This window comes from Stenotrophomonas sp. A3_2, from assembly GCF_036624925.1.
In the GTDB taxonomy this organism is placed as follows: Bacteria; Pseudomonadota; Gammaproteobacteria; order Xanthomonadales; family Xanthomonadaceae; genus Stenotrophomonas; species Stenotrophomonas hibiscicola.
This window is the reverse complement of sequence record NZ_JAZKVY010000370.1, coordinates 31,110-48,057: the sequence shown is the minus strand read 5'-3', so window position 1 is coordinate 48,057 and position 16,948 is coordinate 31,110. Positions and strand designations below refer to the sequence as shown.

The window sequence follows — 16,948 nt, the reverse complement described above, 5'->3', positions numbered from 1 at the left end:
GGAACGAAGAGCAGCTGAGCATGGGCTCGGCTCTACACAGTCAAAGGCGTGCGGACCAACGGTCCACACCCACCAGGGAATGTGCATGGCCGCCGATGACCCCTGTAGAGCCGCGCCCATGCTCGGCTCATCGCGCGTAACGCGAGGGTGGAGCGAAAAGCAGCCGAGCGTGGGCTCGGCTCTACATGGTCAAGGGCGTGCGGGCCAACGGTCCGCACCCACCAAGCAGGGCCCGCACCCACCGGCCGCCCGGTCAATCGCCGTCGGTTTCGTCCGGGTGCGCCTTCCAGTAGCCGGTGGAACGAATCCAGTCGCGCGGCACGCCCAGGTGGCCTTCGATGAACTTGCGCATCATCCGTGCGCGGCGCGATTCGGTGGCGATCCAGTAGAAGACATCGCCGTCCGGGGCCTCGAAGTCGGTCAGCATGTCTTCCAGCAGCGTACTGCTGGCCGCCGGGAAGCCGTTGCGCTCCAGCCAGTGGATGCGCACGTTCTCGTACTGCGGCAGGTCCTGGCGCTCGGCCTCGTCGTGCACTTCGATGAAGGCCTGCACCTCGGCGCCGTTCGGCAGCACGTCCAGCCAACGGGCGATGGCCGGCAGTGCGGTCTCGTCGCCGATCAGCACGTAGGCGTCGTAGGTGTCGGCCACCACGAACGAGCCGCGCGGACCGCCGATCACCAGCGTGTCGCCCGGCTGTGCGCGTTCGGCCCATGGTCCGGCCACGCCCTGGTCGTGCAGCACGAAGTCGATGGCCAGCTCGCCGGCTTCATGGTCCCACCAGCGCGGGGTGTAGTCACGCGACGGCGAAGGCACCTTGCCGTCCGGGTAGCTGCGGCCTTCGGCGGTCAGCACCGGCAGCACCATCTCGCCCGCAGCGTTGGGGAAGAACAGCTTGATGTGGTCGTCGGCGCCGGGCGAATCGAAACCGGCCAGCTCTGCGCCACCCAGCACGATGCGGCGCATGCGCGGGGTGACCTCTTCAGTGCGCAGCACGGTCAATTCACGGAAGCGCACATCCAGGCGCAGGCGCGTGTTGTTGTGTTCGGTCATGGGGGTTACCTGTAAAGGTGTCGCGCGGGGGCGCGCGGCATGGGGAAGACCTGGCTGGAGTCAGTCTGGCTGGGTCATTGAAATCGGTGATTGCTCGCTACCGGCGGCACCGTTGAGCAGGGCCGAGGCCCGCGTCAGCAGCGCCGCCACTTCGTCCGCCTCGCCCTCGGCCCAGCGGCCGTGGTGATGCACCAGCGCCCGCTTGAACTCGCGCAGGGCAGTGGCCAGCGGCGGCGGCAGCGAAGCCTTGGTGATCTCGCGGGCACGGTCGAAGGCACGCCGCTGCGCCAGGCGTACCTGGGTGCGCTGCACCTTCAGCTCGAACTCGCCAGCAGCGGTGATGCGGAAGATCCGCTTGCCGTCCACTTCCTCGGCCTCGATCCAGCCGGCCTGCTCGAAGCTGGCCAGCAGCGGGTACATGGTGCCGGCGCTGGGCGTATAGGCCTGCATGAACTGGTTGCTGATCAGCTGCATCAGCTCGTAGCCATGGCGCGGCTGCTCGCCGATCAGGGCCAGCACCAGCAGGCGCAGGTCGCCGCGGCTGAGGACGCGCGGCTGGCCGTTGCGGCGTGGCACATCCGGATCGGTGGAACGGGCTCTGGCAGAAGCGGTACGGCTCATTTCGATATATCGGTAAACGAGTGTGCAAACGATATATCGATATGTCGAAAGCGACAACACTCGATCCGGCCACAAGCGGGTCTGTTTTGGGCCACGGCGGGCGGCGCGCGCAGAAACGGGGCGCCCTTTGCAGGGCGCCCCGGCAGCAACTGTGGAAGGGAGCGGGGCCTTGGGGCCAGCACTCGGTCTCTACCCTGCGGCCGCCAGCGGCGCACTTCCAGTGCCGGATGCGGCATGTTTCCGCCGGTTCAGTGCCCGGCGCCGGAAGCGGCCGACCCCGACACCAAACCTGCCCCACAACCGTCATCGGCCGCAGTAACACTGCGTCCTGCACATGGACGCAGCGGTCCTGATGCGACAGCGGGGCACCGGCCGCAGGAGGCCGTAGCGGCCGGAAACAGGGGCCTGTCCTGCTGCTGGACAGGGCGGGACATGCCTTGCGGACACTGGCCGCATGCATCCATACGCCTGCGTAGCCAAGTGACGAAAGCCCTTGGTGCGCTACACTTTGCGGTCTAGAAATCTATACAACAGTCGCGCGCGTGCGTGCGGTTATGGGAGCGCTAATGAACTGGTTGAACGAGGTGCTGAACAACGACCCGAATCCTGTGGAAACCCAGGAGTGGATCGAGTCGTTGAAGGCCGTTATTGATGTCGAGGGCTCCGAGCGCGCGCATCAGCTGCTGGAAGGCATGGTGGAACTGACCCGTCGTTCGGGCGCCTACCTGCCGTTCTCTCCCACCACCGAATACGTCAATACCATCGAGCCGCAGTTCGAGGCCAAGAGCCCGGGCAACGCCGAGCTGGAATGGCGCATCCGTTCGATCATCCGCTGGAACGCGATGGCCACCGTGGTCCGCGCCAACCGCAAGCCGGGTGACCTGGGCGGCCACATCGCCTCGTTCGCCTCCGGCGCCACCCTGTACGACGTGGGCTTCAACCACTTCTGGCGCGCCCCGAGCGAGAACCACCCGGGCGACCTGCTGTTCATCCAGGGCCACAGCGCCCCGGGCATCTACGCGCGTTCCTTCCTGGAAGGCCGCATCAGCGAGGAGCAGCTGGACAAGTTCCGCATGGAAGTGGACGGCGGTGGCCTGTCCTCGTACCCGCACCCGTGGCTGATGCCGGACTATTGGCAGACCCCGACCGTGTCGATGGGCCTGGGCCCGCTGGCCGCCATCTACCAGGCGCAGTTCATGCGCTACCTGGAAAACCGTGGCCTGATCGAGAAGTCCGACCGCAAGGTCTGGTGCTTCATCGGCGACGGCGAGAGCGACGAGCCGGAAACCCTGGGTGCCATCGCCCTGGCCGGCCGTGAAGGCCTGGACAACCTGATCTTCGTGGTGAACTGCAACCTGCAGCGCCTGGACGGACCGGTGCGCGGCAACGGCAAGATCATCCAGGAACTGGAAGGCGTGTTCCGTGGCGGCGGCTGGAACGTGATCAAGCTGCTGTGGGGCGGTTACTGGGATGCCCTGCTGGCCAAGGACACCAATGGCGTCCTGAAGAAGCTGATGATGGAAACCGTCGACGGCGAATACCAGAACTGCAAGGCCTTCGGCGGCGCGTATACCCGCGAGCATTTCTTCGGCAAGTACCCGGAAACCGCTGCGATGGTCGCCGGCCTGAGCGACGACGACATCTGGCGCCTGAACCGTGGTGGCCACGACCCGCACAAGGTGTACGCCGCCTACCACCAGGCCGTGAACACCAAGGGCATGCCGACCGTCATCCTGGCCAAGACCGTGAAGGGTTACGGCATGGGCAGCGCCGGTGAGGCACTGAACCCGACCCACCAGACCAAGAAGCTGGACGACGAAGCGGTGCGCCACTTCCGCGACCGCTTCAACATTCCGGTGACCGACGCGCAGCTGGCCGACGGCCAGGTGCCGTTCTACCACCCGGGCCCGGATTCGCCGGAAGTGCAGTACCTGCAGGAACGCCGTGCCGCGCTGGGCGGTTACCTGCCGCAGCGCCGCCGCAAGGCTGACAAGACCTTCGTGGCACCGAAGCTGGAAGCCTACGAGCGCCTGCTGAAGAGCAGCGGCGAGCGCAGCTACTCCACCACCATGGCCTTCGTGCAGAGCCTGAACATCACCCTGCGTGACAAGGAACTGGGCCCGCACATCGTGCCGATCGTGGCCGACGAAGCCCGTACCTTCGGTATGGAAGGCCTGTTCCGCCAGATCGGCATCTACGCGCCGTTCGGCCAGAAGTACAAGCCGGTGGACGCGGACCAGCTGATGTTCTACCGCGAAGACCAGAGCGGCCAGGTGCTGCAGCAGGGCATCAGCGAGCCGGGCGCGATCAGCTCGTGGATGGCCGCCGGTACCAGCTACTCGGTCAGCAACGTGCCGATGCTGCCGTTCTACATCTACTACTCGATGTTCGGCTTCCAGCGCGTGGGCGACATCGCCTGGCAGGCCGCCGACATGCGTACCCGCGGCTTCCTGCTGGGTGGCACCGCCGGCCGCACCACGCTGAACGGTGAAGGCCTGCAGCACGAGGATGGCTTCAGCCATCTGGTGGCCGGTGGCATCCCGAACGTGCGCAGCTACGACCCGACCTTCGGCTTCGAAGTGACGGTGATCCTGCAGCACGGCACCAAGCGCATGATGGAAGACCAGGTGGACGAGTACTACTACGTCACCCTGATGAACGAGAACTACACCCACCCGGAAATGCCGGAAGGCGCGGCCGAAGGCATCGTCAAGGGCATGTACCTGCTGACCGACGCCGGCAAGCCGAAGAAGGGCGAGCTGCGCGTGCAGCTGCTGGGTTCGGGCACCATCCTGCGCGAAGCCATTGCCGCGGCCGAGCTGCTGGACAAGGACTTCGGCGTGACCGCCGATATCTGGAGCTGCCCGAGCTTCAACGAACTGCGTCGCGATGGTTTCGACGTGGAACGTGCCAACCGCCTGCATCCGGAAGGTGAGCAGCGCAAGGCGTACGTGACCGAGCTGCTGGAAGGCCGCCAGGGCCCGGCGATTGCCGCCACCGACTACGTGCGTGCGTATGCGGACCAGATCCGTGCGTTCGTGCCGATGTCTTATACGGTGCTGGGTACGGATGGGTTTGGTCGCTCGGATACGCGTGCGAACCTGCGCCGGTTCTTTGAGGTTGACCGCTACTACATCGCGCATGCCGCGATTGCGGCGCTGGCGAAGGAAGGGAAGATGACCGCGAAGGATGTGGCCCGGGCGATCAAGCAGTACAAGATTGATCCGGAGAAGGCTAATCCTGTTGGGGTTTGATTAAATTAGTGTGAGAGACTAGCAGCGGGGGGTGATCTAAGTGATCGCCCCCTTTTGCTATAAGTGGAATCCAGTTCGTTGATCGGCTAGTTCAATAATGGAATGTAGATTAAGGTGAATGGATGAAAGTCATAAGTTTTGTAAATATGAAAGGCGGAGTCGGAAAGACCACTGTCGCGCTGAACGTTGCGGACTGCCTGGCTAGGATTCACGATAAGAAGGTGGCGGTGCTTGACGTTGACCCCCAGTTCAATATGACCCAGTGCTTGTTCTCGGGTCCGGACTACGTGGAAATTATTAGGGACGGGCGAGACACAGTTCTCGATGTATTCGATTCTGAAGTGAAGACAGTCGCAAGTGTGGTCACTGGAGCCGCGGACAGCGTCCCAAAAGAGCTGAAAGATCTTGACTTGATTAAGCGAGATCTGCTTTGGACTCTCCCGGGCAATATTGAGCTTTACAGGCTTGAGATGGTTGCAGGGGAGGGGCGTGAATTTTCTTTGAAGAGATTCATCGATAAGAATCTTCGTCCAAAAGAGTTTGATTATGTGATTGTGGATACACCTCCCACACCATCAATTTGGATGACGAGCGCCCTAATTGCATCGGACTACTATGTAATACCCGTTAAGCCGGATCCTTTGTCGATGATTGGGATTGACCTTCTTCGTTCGATAATTGAGCGAAGAAAGAAGACTTACGACCTATCAATCATCTGTCTTGGTGTCGTTTTTACTGCGGTTGATCGGCCCGATAGCGTAATATTCTCAACCGCTAAGCAAAACCTCAATGGGAACGCCCTTTGGAAGGGGAAGCTTTTTAGTTCGCATATACCGAAACGTACTGAGCTGGCAAGGAATCAATTGACTCAGCCTTACATCTTGAAAATGGATGATTACGATCTTAGGCAAAAATTGCAGCAAGTGGTTAAGCAGATAATGGAGAGAATCAATGAAGAGGCTTAAGTCGCGGGGGGATTCAATTTCTCCAGAACGCCTCAAGCGCGCTGCTATGGCACTTGAGGACCTCATCTTTCTACTTAAGCACAATCGCGCCGAGAATTTCCTGGCCGTATTGGATGTTGTAAATGAACTTGTTGAGGATTCTGACTCAAGGAAAGACTCGGTAGTTGCCAGCTACAGGTCTAGTGATCCAAACAAGCATTTTTTGATCGGAGCCCTTCCTCGGCTATTTCTTGATCGCGACTTGTTTCCCTCAAACGACGACATCGTGGATTTCTCGAATGTTGCGTTGAAGATCGAGATAAAAGCTGAAAAGCGAGCTCGATTTGAGATAATTGGCAAAATAGTATGTGAGACGGATCTTCTTGATGAAAAGCAGTTAACGGATCTTGTTCGGGCGCTGGAAAAGCTGGTCGGCAATAAGGAAACGCGGAACTCTATGCTGGAGAAGCGCAAGGCGGGCTCCTTCTCTTGGAATGAAACAATTCAGGAGCTTCTCCGGGGATGAGTCGATTTGCTCAGGCTGACTATGCGAGACTCAGGGCCTATTTCGAAAAGTATCGCTTCTCAGACGGTTTGCTAACAGAAAACGAGGCTGTCGCGAAGAATGTTCATAAGAACACGCTTTGTGCGATTCAGGTATGGGCGTCCGCTAGGCGTGCTGTAGACAAGAATATGATGGTCATGGGGGACAGGCCGCTTCAGCCGGAGAGCATGCAGAGGATGCTTCTCGACGAATTTTTTTCAGACATTGTCACGTCAGCGTTTTCGGCATACCACGGCCTCTATAAGCCTGCTCACGTGACTCTTCGGAGTGCAGTGGAGGTCTTCGTGCGCGCGGGCGCTGGGAACGTCAACTCGGAAGCTTTAGAGACTACAAGCGTATTCAGGCTTTTTGAGATTGCGGCTGACTGTAACGTCTATGAAGGTGCGAGAAAGAAATACTTCGATGATCTCAAAGCTTGTTACGGTGAGCTCTGTGGGTATGCTCATACTGCCACGCCTGGCCACATGGGGAGAATATATGCGTTCGCTGACTTCCCAGTCTATAATGCGGAGAAGCTCTCATCGTTTGCAAAATATCACAAGAAGATCGTGGGATCGGCATTATCAATTTTGATTGATAATAATGCGATTATTTACAACTCGGCCCCTCCACGTGCCAGGGATCTTCTGGATGATGCTTTACCAGCAGGTCCTCGTCTTAGCGCGCTTGGTAGCATTGATTCGTAGATGGCGCCGGGCGCACTCCGTCAAGGGCATGGTCGGAGCGTGCGCTTTCAGAAAGTGGGGAGTGCTAGCGGCCTTCCATATCTCGGGCATGCTTAGGTTGCAGGCTAATCACCAGCTAGTCCGCTGATTGGTCCGCATTGAAGAAAAGATATGGGTAAGTCTTTTGTCCGGCCTAGACTTGGATGGTCAGCTGATCAGGATCGGGTACGCTCTGCTTCGTCTTTCGCGCTCCGCTCTTCCTATCACGCTGGCCAATCGGGCTGACGATACCCCAATAGGTGGCCGCTTGAGCAAGGGTCATGCGCAGCAACTCCCTACTGCCAAGCTCCACCAACTTTTTCGGCCGAATGGGGCGCAGTCCAGCAGCCTTCATAATTTCCGAAGCCACGGCACGCGCCAACGGCGGCGGGACTGAGTTGCCAATCTGGCGAGCGCCATGCCACTTAGTCTCATGGAAACGGAACCAGTCCGGGAAGCCGTGCAGACGCGCCATCTCACGGACGGTGACGCACCGGTTCCACTTGTAGTGGATAGGCCGTGGGCTCGTGAATGCGCCACGTGCCGAGTCCGTGCCCGCGCGTAACGTATTACTGACCCCTTTTGGCGGCAGCTTGAGAAAACGAGAGATTGGCTCAACCTGGCCTGGAACGGTTTCTGCAAAGCGCCCGCGAGAAATATCGCTGTGGTTGGAGCGCATGCTGGACGTCATCACGGCCGGATCCCAGGCTCGGCGATATCCGAACGCCCAGCCATCCATCCCGTCGCATCGCATCAGCGACGCATACGCACTGGGTTTGCCTGTCTTCCTGATCCGAACTTCGTCAGTGACATTCAACTCCTGGAACCGCTCGGCATCCGGAAGATCGTCCAGGGCGTCCTTGCAGGTGGGGCCTGAAGGAAGGCTCGAATCCTTCAGCCCGGGTTTCGCCGTGAGTGCGACTGGATAGCTGGGCACCGTCAGCCCGCGCTTGGCACCCATCAAGAACAGTCGCTGCCTATCTTGCGGAACACCGTAGGAATAGGCGTTCAGCACTTTCCACTCAGTGACCACGTCATAGCCCGCAGCCTCAAATTCCTCAATGAGCTCCTCTAGGAAGCGGCGGTGCTTGCCCAGCGTCAGCCCCTTCACGTTCTCAAAGACGAAGTAGTCCGAATCGAGCTCGCGGACGATGCGAACGAAGTCCTTCACCAGGGAGTTGCGCGGATCGTCGAGCGCACGCTGGCCCATCAGGGAGAACCCTTGGCAGGGCGCGCCGCCGAACACGACGTCGATCTTGCGGTCCCCAACCTTAGCTGCGGCACGAATCTGATCACCTGTCAGATCCGTCACCGAGCGGGGAATCACCGCACAATTCGGGAAATTGAACGCGTGGATCGCAGCATGGACGGGGTCAATCTCCACAGCAGCCACCACATCGAAGCCGGCTTGCTCGAAGCCAAGGCTGAGGCCGCCGGCTCCGGCGAAGAGATCAATTCCGATGGGTCTAGTCATGGTGCCAATTATAGAGCGGACGCGGTCCGATGTCGATCGGAAAAGCGTCAACCCAGTAGTAGGGGCTGAGGGACGCAGAGCGATCCTAGGTTTGCGCCGTCTCATAGCCTGAGAACGACAAGATGAACAGTTGGCCTCAGGGCAAGTGCTTGGGCTAGAGTAGCTAGCATGGCCAGGTCGGCGGTTGCTACTGCCGCAAACTGCCTGAGCCACCTGAGCCCGACGCTGAACGGATCTACAAAGGAAGAGACTGTGAGTCCACCCAGGAAAGCCTCAAAGCCAAATCTCTACGCTGAGCTCATTGAAGAGATCTTCTTGAGAAGGTACAAGGCGGGTGTTACGCGAGTACCCTTCGAGCGGGAAGACCTCGACAAGGCGGCGATCAAGCGAGGAGTGCGCCTCCCGAAGAACCTTGGCGACACCATCTACTCGTTCAAGTACCGGAACAGTCTTCCGGATCTCATTCTGCAAACGGCACCCGCTGGACTGCAGTGGGCAATCTACAGCGTGGGTCGTGCAAAGTACGAGTTCCGTCTAGAGCGCCCGCTTTCCATCGAGCCAAGGGTGAATCAGCTTGTTGTGAAGATTCCTGACGCAACGCCAGAGATCATTCAGGCGCACGCGCTTGGCGATGAACAGGCCCTGCTTGCAAAGGTTCGCTACAACCGGTTGGTGGATGTCTTCCTGGGAATCACAGCATCATCGCTTCAGAATCACCTCCGTACGACGGTAAAGGACATCGGCCAGATTGAAATTGATGAGCTTTATGTAGGACTGGATCGCCATGGTTGCCAGTATGTAATCCCGGTTCAAGCAAAGGGTGGCAAAGATAAGCATGGGAGGCAGCAGACAGAGCAGGATATCGCGTGCTGTCGTGAGAAGTTCCCTGGTCTTGTCTGTAGGCCTGTCTCTGCACAGTTCATCAATGCAAACAAGATTGCGATGTTTGAGCTTGCCGTGCAGGATGAAGAAATCAAGGTGGTATCCGAGGAGCACTATGAGCTGGTTTCCTCGGCAAGTATCACGGCAGATGATTTGGCAATCTACGCGGGCAGGCGAAAGATCTGAACAGTGGATGGTTTGACCGATGTTCTCCCTCTACTCTGTGTTGCCAGCTACCACACACAATACGGTCGGATCCCAATTCGATGATGGCTGACCTCGACATCCGGCGTCGCCGGGGTTGAATATCGGTCGCCGCAGCAGAATGCTGCCCTGGCCTAGTCATTGTGTAGCGCCATCGCCCTTGGCGCGCTGACGAGCAATGTAGCCCGGAAAGCAGGCGGGCCGGATCGGTCCGCTTGCGAAGTCCCGGGCACGTCAGAGGCTTTGTAGAGCCTTGGCGCCAGTACCTTGGCCTCGATCCCAGGCACGATCCGCTCACTCCAATGCGGAGTTATCGGAATATCGCAAGGGGCATCAATCTCCCCACCTGCATACAGCACAATCACAAGCTTCTCCAACGAATTATCCACCAGGAGAGCAGGTTCGCCACGACAGCTAAGCTCAAAGTAGCTATTCCCAAAGCGTCCGACACCCAGCGCCGTATCTTCAGCGACCAGACGCAAAGCGTCCTCGCGCATCACTGCGAACTCAGCGGCAGAGACCTTGGGGTAGGTCCTCAGCTTCAGCTCATCATTGGGCAGATGGAGGTGGGCAAGCGCAGTACCTAAAAGCACTGCCAAGTACACAGCGGCGTACATCAGAGACTTCATTGGAAGTCCTGCAGATCGAAGGCGAATAGAGAATGGGCCGCGACGGCAGCCCGCAGGCTAGTACATGAGGTTCAAGCCTTCGGCTCTACTACCGCACGTGCAACCGCTCAGTCACCTGCGCAGTCAACGCCACACACGCCAACTTCAACCCCTCCATTACCCGATCCCCCAGGTACTCCTCGGGCGCACCGTTCTGCCGGGTCCGCTCTGCGGCCAGCATCAGCTCCGCCACCACACGCAGGCCCGCCAGCGCGCAATCCGCGTCCGCCAACTGAAGGCACCTCCCAGGCAGTTGATGCCGTTCCGGCCAAGGCTGGCCATCCGCAGCTGCACCGGTTCCGATGCGGTGCAGCGTGGCGACGAAGGCGTTGGGATCGACGGACGGTCCGCGCTCGGGTTCGGCGTTGTCCGGATCGTACTGCGCGTGCAGGGAACGGAAGTCCGATGTGTTCATGGCAATGCTCCGTACAGGACAGATAGCAACGCCGCCGATAAAGGCGGCGGACGGTGCGTGTCTCGAAAACCGGTGAATACCCAATCCGGCGGGTCCGAGGACCCCCACGCACCGCCCGCCATGGATCGCGAACGGATTGCCAGTCGGCGCCATCCGAGGATGACGCCGACTGGCAAGCGCAAAGCACTGGGTATTCAGACGGGTTTTCGAGTCCCGCGCCACCTAGTGCGAGGTGGCACGCCAAGGTGTACTCGCATGACTGCGAGATGCCAAGAAACCGTAGGCCGCAGAGGCCGCAAATGCTGACGCTTACGGCATTGTTGCATGGCGAGCGTGTGGCAGAACCCTTGCGGTGCAGTGGTTTCGGCCGGTGTTAAGTTATCGCCCGGATGCGCTTCAAAAAGTACGGTTTGTAGCCGTATAGGATCCCAAAAGCGACACCTAGCCCGCTGGGCTGATACGCGCAGCGTGCCGATTGCGACACAACTTAACTTTGCAGCGCCACGCCCGGCCGTGGCCAGAGCGCATCGTCGCGCTCCAGGTCGTAGTCGCTGCCGAACGCCAGTGCTGCTTCGCGAGGCGGAAGGTCTGCGTAGCAGCCCAGCAGGAACTCATCCATGCCGGCATCGCGATGGTCGATGGCGAACAGGTGGAGGAGCTCCTTGTCGAAGGCTTCAAGCCAGGTGGGGTCGATTCTGATCATGGGCATCCTCCAGTGAGAAGAGGAGCGTGGCTGCGATGTGTCTCACACGGCAGGACGCGCCGTCGGCCGTCCCCACAATTTCATTGTGGTCCGATTGCGTACCAATGCATGCCAGAGTAAAAGAGTACCGTAGTTACCCATCGCAACATCCATAGGAAAGGAGACCCATGGCTGCCATCGAAGACAATGACGCGCTGTTCGATTCTCAGTTGATCATCGGTCCCACAATCGTTGCGGGAAGCAACCTGCTTCGCCATCTGCAGGCGGCGGGCGAGTTCGACATCAACTCTGCACCCAATTGGCTGTACCTGCCCATTGAGCAGGCGTTCGCAGATGAGCTGGGATGCGCGCGCTATGTGCAGGAGCCGATTGATGCCTACACACAGGGCATGTTGCAGCAGTTGGCTGCCATCGAGGCATCGCCAGACGGGCAGGGGGCGCTTGAAGGCGATCTAGGCTCTACCGTTCGGGCAGTGGAGGCCGTGAGGATGCTGCAGGACACGGTGAAGGTGGCGCTGATCAATGGGGATCTGGTGTTGGCCTAGCGGAGCTGAAGTTGGGGAGTGCCAGCTCTTGGAGCTTCGGTGCGTTGGGAATGTACGACCGCCAGGTTACACCGGGGTAAAGTGCGGTAGGCGTGGTGCCAGCTTTCACGTAAATGAAAGGAGGTCGCCTCCCTCTCTTTCAGGTTGGCCTTAGGCTAGCAATTAGGACTTTGTAAGGGATGAATATCATGGAGCAAATGGAGTCAACTCAGCCCAGACGCGGAGAATTCTTCCTCTTGATGCCGGACACCACTCGAGGGGGAAAGGGTCACGGGGTAGTGTTCGAGAATGTGAAGAAACTTCGCACGCCTCCACGGCTTATCCTACGTCCTGAAGGGGGTGGATTTCCACCTTTGGCAGAGAAACCACTGTTGGTTCACTCACCCAAGAAGGGGGGGCTTCCTGAAGATCTTGAAGGAGGGATGAGCGGTTACTGGCTCGTCTCGGAGCGCTTGCGCAACGCGTTCGTCTCTGTCGATCCCAACGGATTCGAGTTTGCGGAGAGCGAATACCGCCTCGCCAATGGATCTGAAGGGCCGCGCTACTTCCTCTGCGATGTGACCCGAGTGATCGATGCGGTCGATGAAGCTGCGTCAAAGCTCCGCGTTGTCCGCGACGAGGGCTATCCCGGAGGCAAGTTTTACGACCTCAGGGGTGGAAGTTCCCTGGCGTTCCGAAAGGATGTCATCAACCAGGCGCACATATTCCGAACGCCGTACTCAGGGAACCTGGTTTTCTGTGACAGCGCTTTGCGCGATGCGGTTCTGGCCGCCGGCATCGGTGGTAGGGGCGAGTCGCGAGGACTATCGTTTACGGACGCAGCTGATATCTGAGTCCGCTGATTGAACTCAAGGAAGAGGTCGCTCTATGCCGCGTAACAGTCCAATTCTTCAGAAGCACCATGTGCTTGAGCAACAAACCTTCAATAACAACGACTTTCTGCAGGCATTGGTGGATGCAGAGCTCGTTGAGAAGGATGTGTTCGAGAACCTGCTCTACATGCCGGCAGACAAGAGGCTCGCTGCTGCCATGGGTGTTTCCCCTCATGGCGGGGGGCCGATCAAGGACTATCAAAACGGAATCACCTTTTCTCTGGAGATGATCGAGGCATCACCAGACGGCCAAGCTGCGCTTCGCGGTGACGTGGCTGCGATGCAGCGCGTGGCAGCTCAGGTCAACGGCCTTCGCGACACGATGACGATTGGCCTAGTCAACGGTGATCTTTACACGAACGCCCCTCTTGGCATGGATTCAGATGCCATCAGGCCGCGAACGCAGGCATTCTTCGGGAATGTCGATCGCTACGCGCAGGTCCACTCTTCGCAGTACGGCGCGTTGACTGGCATGCGTCCAGACGAGCGAATGCATCTTCTAGTCACCAGAACTGAATCGCGCATTGTGGCCTTGCTGGATGTCCATGATCAGTTCGGCACCAAGCTGACTAAAGGAAGTGATCTTGAGCTTCAGAGGAACAGCTTGTCGGCGGCAATCTCCGATGCGCAACAATCTGGTCGGATTGTCATGTCGGAGCCGGGCATCCTGAAAGTGGAGCGAGTGCTAGGTGAGGAGGCTGCCTATCGCATTCGTGCGCCTCGCTTGCAGCAAGGCGGCATCACTATGGATCTCCTCCTCGGCGAGGCCTCCACGAGCCAACTGATCCGCTCCGGCGGCCTGCTCGCCTCCGGCGCCGACGCCGTCATCACCGCCCGCCGAACCTCGCAGCTGCTGGAAGAAGGCAATGGCACCGCCGCCCAGTCCGAGCTCACCCATGCCTTGGCGCGCAACGGCGGTGGCTGGGTCGGTGGCATGGCCACGGCATCGGTGATCGGCACGTCCAGCTTCGTCCCTGCGGCCATCGTCGCGGGTGATGCGCTGCTGATGAGCAAGGCGTTCGACAAGGGCGCCGATCTGCTCGACAACCGCGCCATCTACCAGCAGACCGACAAGGCCGATGTCACATGGCAGTTCGATGGCCGCAACTGGCAGCGTCAGGCGGTCATGGACAGCGCGGGCGACGGCTTGGGCAATCCGGCTGAGCGTAGTGTGGGCGCCAGTTACGAGAAGGCCCGCGAGCTGGGCGCATATGCCCATGTAAAAGCGGTAGAGCTGGCGCTGGGCAAGGCGCCGCCGCCGCAGGATCCTTTCAGCATCCCGGCGAAGGACGGCGAGGGCCGTCTGGACAATCCCAACTGGCACCGCGATGCGCAGACCGAACAGTGGACGCGGCAGGTCAAGATCGGCGTGTCCGGTGCCAACGACCGGGGTGTGTATGAGACGCAGACCGCCAGCCCCGAACGCGCCAACGAGTTGAATCGTGAGGCGGTGCAACGCATCGAGAACAACATCGCCAACGGCAAGGCCGCGATTGCCGCCAGCTACCTGGAGACCTACGCCGCTACCCGCGCCAGCGACTTCGTGCCGCTGGTGCCGGAAGCGGTGGAGCAGGCGCGTGCCAGGCCCGACGCCATCCAGGGCTCGGACAACCAGCTCTACCAGCGCGATGAAGCAGGGCAGTGGAGCCATGCTGGCCAGAACGCACAGGGGAACATGGCGCTGGAGCTGGAGCTGACCCGCACCATCCAGCAGCCGTCGCTCGATCAGTTCAACCAGACCATTGCCGCATTGGACGCGCGACCGTTGCCATCTGCGGCGGAGGTGAACCAGAACGAGCTGCGCCACAGCTACTACGCTGCGGGCGTCGCGCTGTCACCGGCATGGGAGCAGGCCATTGCCCTGGCCACGGCACGCACGCGCGAGCAGCACGGCATTACGGGTCCCACGCTGCAGGAACTGGGGCCTGTCGCCGAGGGCAACGCGGGCGCGTCCCGGCCCATCACCCATTACCAAGTGGGTCAGGATGGCGTGGCGCGCGCCGTCGCGACCACCAGCACGCAGGAGCTGCAGGCCGCATGGAATGAGGTGCGCGCGCGTGCCAATGAGCAGGCGCCGTTGCCCGACTCGCCCGAGCTGCGCATTGCTGCGCTGTCGGCGGGTGAGCAGGAGGCGTACCGGCAGGCACTGCAGGAGGCCAATCGGCTGGGTGCTGCGCAGGTGGATGCAGGGCAGGCTGCACGAGCAGCCGCGCAGGTGGCACATGGCGACAAGCCATCCGAGCAGGATGGTAACGTGGAAGTGCGGCCTGAAGAGCCGGCGACTGCGCAACCCATCGCGCCTGCGACGGTTGTGGCGGCGCCGCCCGCGGTAGCGGTCACGCCACCGCCTACGCCTGCGGCACAGGACAAGCCCGCGCCTCAGCGGCACGCCGAGCAGCGCGATCCGCCGCGGCGTGAGGCGGAGCCCCAACCTCAGCCCCATCCAAACAGCGAGGCGCCCACCGAAAACCGTACCGCCTCACAGACGCCGGAGCCCGCTGGGCCGATGCAGGCGCACCCGGTCGAATCCGAGCGTGCGACGCCACACTCTGCCGCGCCTCTGGCAGCGGCAACGCAGACGGTGCCCACGCAGCGCACAGAGCAGGCAGCGGAACCGGAGAAGATGGCCCCGATGCCTGCGGTTGCGCCCACTCCAAAGCAGGACATGGCAGGGCAGGAGGTCGAGCCGGTGCCGTTCAAGGAGCCGCTGCCTGCTGAGCCTGCGCGCGATCCATGGCCTTTGGAGCAGGAAGCGGCACAACACGTGCCAGAGCCCGAACCGGCTCCATCGGATGACTTCCGGCCCGTCACTGCGGCTGTCACGGTTCCTGCCGCGCCCACGATAGTGCCAAGCCCCGAGCCAGCCGCGCCCGCACCGGATGAGGCATCGGGCTCGAACCGGGCGCTGCAGGACCCCACGCAGCCCGGCCACCCCGATCACGCGCTGTATCAGCAGATCCGCGAGGGCGTGGAAGCGCTGGACGCCAAGCACGGCCGCAGCTTCGATGAAGTCAGCGAACGCATGACGGCCAGCCTTCTGGTACTGGCCAAGGACAACGACCTGGAGCGGGTGGACCATGTGCTGGTGAGCAACGCTACGTGCGAACACCCGGCTGGGCACACGCTGTTCGTGGTGCAGGGCGAGCCAAGCAATCCGGCGCATCAGCGCGCTGCGATGCCGACGGAGCTGGCGGCGCAGACATCAGTTGAAGAGTCACTGCAACAGTTCGACTCTGTCAGCCGTGAAGCGCATCAGCGTGCGCTTGCGAATCAGATGGATCAGCAGCTGGAAGATCAGCGGGTGCAGCACGACATCCAGATTCGTGCGGCCAGCGGGGGATGATCAACGTGTGAGCTGCACTGGGCGAACTGCGAAAAGGACCGAAGATGAAGCCACAAGGAAAGCGCCGGATCTGCATGCTCGCTGGACTGCTCGTTCTTCTGGCTACGGGGTGCCGACCCGAGGCGGCTCGCGACGCAGGCTCGATAGCAGCGGCCCATCGTCCGGATCTGGTGCCGCTTGTGCGAGCCATGCCCACCTCGTCAATGGATGCACCATTGACGGTCGAGTTCGATGTGGCTGCTCCCAGCAAAAATTCCTCTCCAACGCTCATGATCGGCATTCGCGTTGACCGCACGGATAACACCGCGGCGTTTTGGGCACTGGCCGATGTTCGGGCGTCCGAGTTACAGGCGAAGGTTTCCATGCAGCGCCTGGAATCGAGTGGATGGAAGGACGTGCCCTTGCACCGGCTGGAATGGGTCATTGGGGAACCTGCCAGAACAATTCCCATCCCCGCCGATGGTCGAGTGACAAATGCGTGGCTGGACGATGTTGACGTGCTGGCGCTGCAGAATGCTGGGCTGGAACGACCCGATGATAACTATGCACAGCTGGCCTTCGCATGGGCACGCAATCCATCGCCGGGCCGATACCGGGTTGAAGTGCAACTGCACGCCCCTCTGCCACAGCTTGAGCCGTACCAGCCGGAACTGCTGGTTGCTTACCTGCGCAGGCCCAAGTAGCGAAGCAGTCAGCTTCTTGG

Annotated in this window: 15 protein-coding genes; 9 read left to right on the top strand and 6 right to left on the bottom strand. The window is 60.6% G+C overall.

Going from position 1 to position 16,948, the window contains the following annotated elements; translation table 11 throughout:
• Positions 1-253 precede the first annotated feature (253 nt).
• Positions 254-1,051, bottom strand: coding sequence for a siderophore-interacting protein (locus R5H29_RS22140; protein WP_332329863.1), 798 nt, complete (start codon positions 1,049-1,051; stop codon positions 254-256).
• Positions 1,052-1,111: 60 nt separating this feature from the next.
• Positions 1,112-1,672: a PadR family transcriptional regulator gene (locus tag R5H29_RS22135; protein WP_155028864.1), complete on the bottom strand. Its 561-nt coding sequence runs from the start codon at positions 1,670-1,672 to the stop codon at positions 1,112-1,114.
• A gap of 566 nt (positions 1,673-2,238) precedes the next feature.
• Here R5H29_RS22135 and aceE point away from each other — a divergent pair.
• The 4 genes from aceE (at position 2,239) to R5H29_RS22115 (ending at position 7,121) form a co-directional block, all read left to right on the top strand.
• Positions 2,239-4,926, top strand: a complete 2,688-nt coding sequence (aceE, locus tag R5H29_RS22130) for a pyruvate dehydrogenase (acetyl-transferring), homodimeric type (RefSeq protein ID WP_012478970.1) — start codon at positions 2,239-2,241, stop codon at positions 4,924-4,926.
• A 122-nt stretch (positions 4,927-5,048) separates the two neighbouring features.
• Complete coding sequence (locus tag R5H29_RS22125; protein ID WP_332329862.1) at positions 5,049-5,891, top strand: AAA family ATPase; 843 nt, start codon at positions 5,049-5,051, stop codon at positions 5,889-5,891.
• On the top strand, positions 5,878-6,396 hold the full coding sequence (locus R5H29_RS22120; protein ID WP_332329861.1) for a hypothetical protein: 519 nt from the start codon (positions 5,878-5,880) through the stop codon (positions 6,394-6,396). Before R5H29_RS22125 ends, R5H29_RS22120 begins: the two co-directional genes overlap by 14 nt.
• Positions 6,393-7,121: a hypothetical protein gene (locus tag R5H29_RS22115; protein ID WP_332329860.1), complete on the top strand. Its 729-nt coding sequence runs from the start codon at positions 6,393-6,395 to the stop codon at positions 7,119-7,121. The genes R5H29_RS22120 and R5H29_RS22115 overlap by 4 nt, the downstream gene beginning before the upstream one ends.
• A 172-nt stretch (positions 7,122-7,293) precedes the next feature.
• Here the strand turns inward: R5H29_RS22115 and R5H29_RS22110 are convergent, their stop codons facing one another.
• A complete protein-coding gene (locus R5H29_RS22110; protein ID WP_332329859.1) occupies positions 7,294-8,613 on the bottom strand; it encodes a DNA cytosine methyltransferase in 1,320 nt (439 codons plus the stop codon).
• 168 nt (positions 8,614-8,781) lie between these two features.
• Between R5H29_RS22110 and R5H29_RS22105 the strand changes: the two genes are divergently transcribed.
• The gene (locus R5H29_RS22105) at positions 8,782-9,681 is read left to right on the top strand and encodes an endonuclease (RefSeq protein WP_332329858.1); all 900 of its coding nucleotides are present in this window, start codon (positions 8,782-8,784) and stop codon (positions 9,679-9,681) included.
• A gap of 152 nt (positions 9,682-9,833) precedes the next feature.
• On the opposite strand, the gene R5H29_RS22100 is transcribed toward R5H29_RS22105, so the two are convergent.
• From R5H29_RS22100 to R5H29_RS22090, 3 genes are all read right to left on the bottom strand, one after another.
• On the bottom strand, positions 9,834-10,316 hold the full coding sequence (locus tag R5H29_RS22100; protein WP_332329857.1) for a hypothetical protein: 483 nt from the start codon (positions 10,314-10,316) through the stop codon (positions 9,834-9,836).
• Positions 10,317-10,416: 100 nt separating this feature from the next.
• Positions 10,417-10,782 carry a hypothetical protein gene (locus R5H29_RS22095; protein WP_332329856.1) on the bottom strand — a complete coding sequence of 122 codons (366 nt, stop codon included), beginning with the start codon at positions 10,780-10,782 and terminating at the stop codon, positions 10,417-10,419.
• 487 nt (positions 10,783-11,269) lie between these two features.
• The gene (locus R5H29_RS22090) at positions 11,270-11,485 is read right to left on the bottom strand and encodes a hypothetical protein (RefSeq protein ID WP_186008963.1); all 216 of its coding nucleotides are present in this window, start codon (positions 11,483-11,485) and stop codon (positions 11,270-11,272) included.
• A 167-nt stretch (positions 11,486-11,652) separates the two neighbouring features.
• On the opposite strand from R5H29_RS22090, the gene R5H29_RS22085 reads away from it, so the two are divergent.
• From R5H29_RS22085 to R5H29_RS22070, 4 genes are all read left to right on the top strand, one after another.
• Positions 11,653-12,030: a hypothetical protein gene (locus R5H29_RS22085; RefSeq protein WP_111177640.1), complete on the top strand. Its 378-nt coding sequence runs from the start codon at positions 11,653-11,655 to the stop codon at positions 12,028-12,030.
• A gap of 188 nt (positions 12,031-12,218) precedes the next feature.
• Positions 12,219-12,863, top strand: a complete 645-nt coding sequence (locus R5H29_RS22080; RefSeq protein WP_081284160.1) for a DUF1629 domain-containing protein — start codon at positions 12,219-12,221, stop codon at positions 12,861-12,863.
• Positions 12,864-12,897: 34 nt separating this feature from the next.
• Positions 12,898-16,245 carry an XVIPCD domain-containing protein gene (locus R5H29_RS22075; RefSeq protein WP_332329855.1) on the top strand — a complete coding sequence of 1,116 codons (3,348 nt, stop codon included), beginning with the start codon at positions 12,898-12,900 and terminating at the stop codon, positions 16,243-16,245.
• Positions 16,246-16,289: 44 nt separating this feature from the next.
• On the top strand, positions 16,290-16,928 hold the full coding sequence (locus R5H29_RS22070; RefSeq protein WP_332329854.1) for a hypothetical protein: 639 nt from the start codon (positions 16,290-16,292) through the stop codon (positions 16,926-16,928).
• Positions 16,929-16,948 lie beyond the last annotated feature (20 nt).

Bases quoted from the DNA above. Each gene is read 5' to 3' on its own strand.
- R5H29_RS22095 (WP_332329856.1), bottom strand. From the start codon at position 10,782: ATGAACACATCGGACTTCCGTTCCCTGCACGCGCAGTACGATCCGGAC.
- R5H29_RS22115 (WP_332329860.1), top strand. From the start codon at position 6,393: ATGAGTCGATTTGCTCAGGCTGACTATGCGAGACTCAGGGCCTATTTC.
- R5H29_RS22080 (WP_081284160.1), top strand. From the start codon at position 12,219: ATGGAGCAAATGGAGTCAACTCAGCCCAGACGCGGAGAATTCTTCCTC.
- aceE (WP_012478970.1), top strand. From the start codon at position 2,239: ATGAACTGGTTGAACGAGGTGCTGAACAACGACCCGAATCCTGTGGAA.
- R5H29_RS22100 (WP_332329857.1), bottom strand. From the start codon at position 10,316: ATGTACGCCGCTGTGTACTTGGCAGTGCTTTTAGGTACTGCGCTTGCC.
- R5H29_RS22085 (WP_111177640.1), top strand. From the start codon at position 11,653: ATGGCTGCCATCGAAGACAATGACGCGCTGTTCGATTCTCAGTTGATC.
- R5H29_RS22090 (WP_186008963.1), bottom strand. From the start codon at position 11,485: ATGATCAGAATCGACCCCACCTGGCTTGAAGCCTTCGACAAGGAGCTC.
- R5H29_RS22105 (WP_332329858.1), top strand. From the start codon at position 8,782: ATGGCCAGGTCGGCGGTTGCTACTGCCGCAAACTGCCTGAGCCACCTG.
- R5H29_RS22070 (WP_332329854.1), top strand. From the start codon at position 16,290: ATGAAGCCACAAGGAAAGCGCCGGATCTGCATGCTCGCTGGACTGCTC.
- R5H29_RS22140 (WP_332329863.1), bottom strand. From the start codon at position 1,051: ATGACCGAACACAACAACACGCGCCTGCGCCTGGATGTGCGCTTCCGT.
- R5H29_RS22075 (WP_332329855.1), top strand. From the start codon at position 12,898: ATGCCGCGTAACAGTCCAATTCTTCAGAAGCACCATGTGCTTGAGCAA.
- R5H29_RS22125 (WP_332329862.1), top strand. From the start codon at position 5,049: ATGAAAGTCATAAGTTTTGTAAATATGAAAGGCGGAGTCGGAAAGACC.
- R5H29_RS22120 (WP_332329861.1), top strand. From the start codon at position 5,878: ATGAAGAGGCTTAAGTCGCGGGGGGATTCAATTTCTCCAGAACGCCTC.
- R5H29_RS22135 (WP_155028864.1), bottom strand. From the start codon at position 1,672: ATGAGCCGTACCGCTTCTGCCAGAGCCCGTTCCACCGATCCGGATGTG.
- R5H29_RS22110 (WP_332329859.1), bottom strand. From the start codon at position 8,613: ATGACTAGACCCATCGGAATTGATCTCTTCGCCGGAGCCGGCGGCCTC.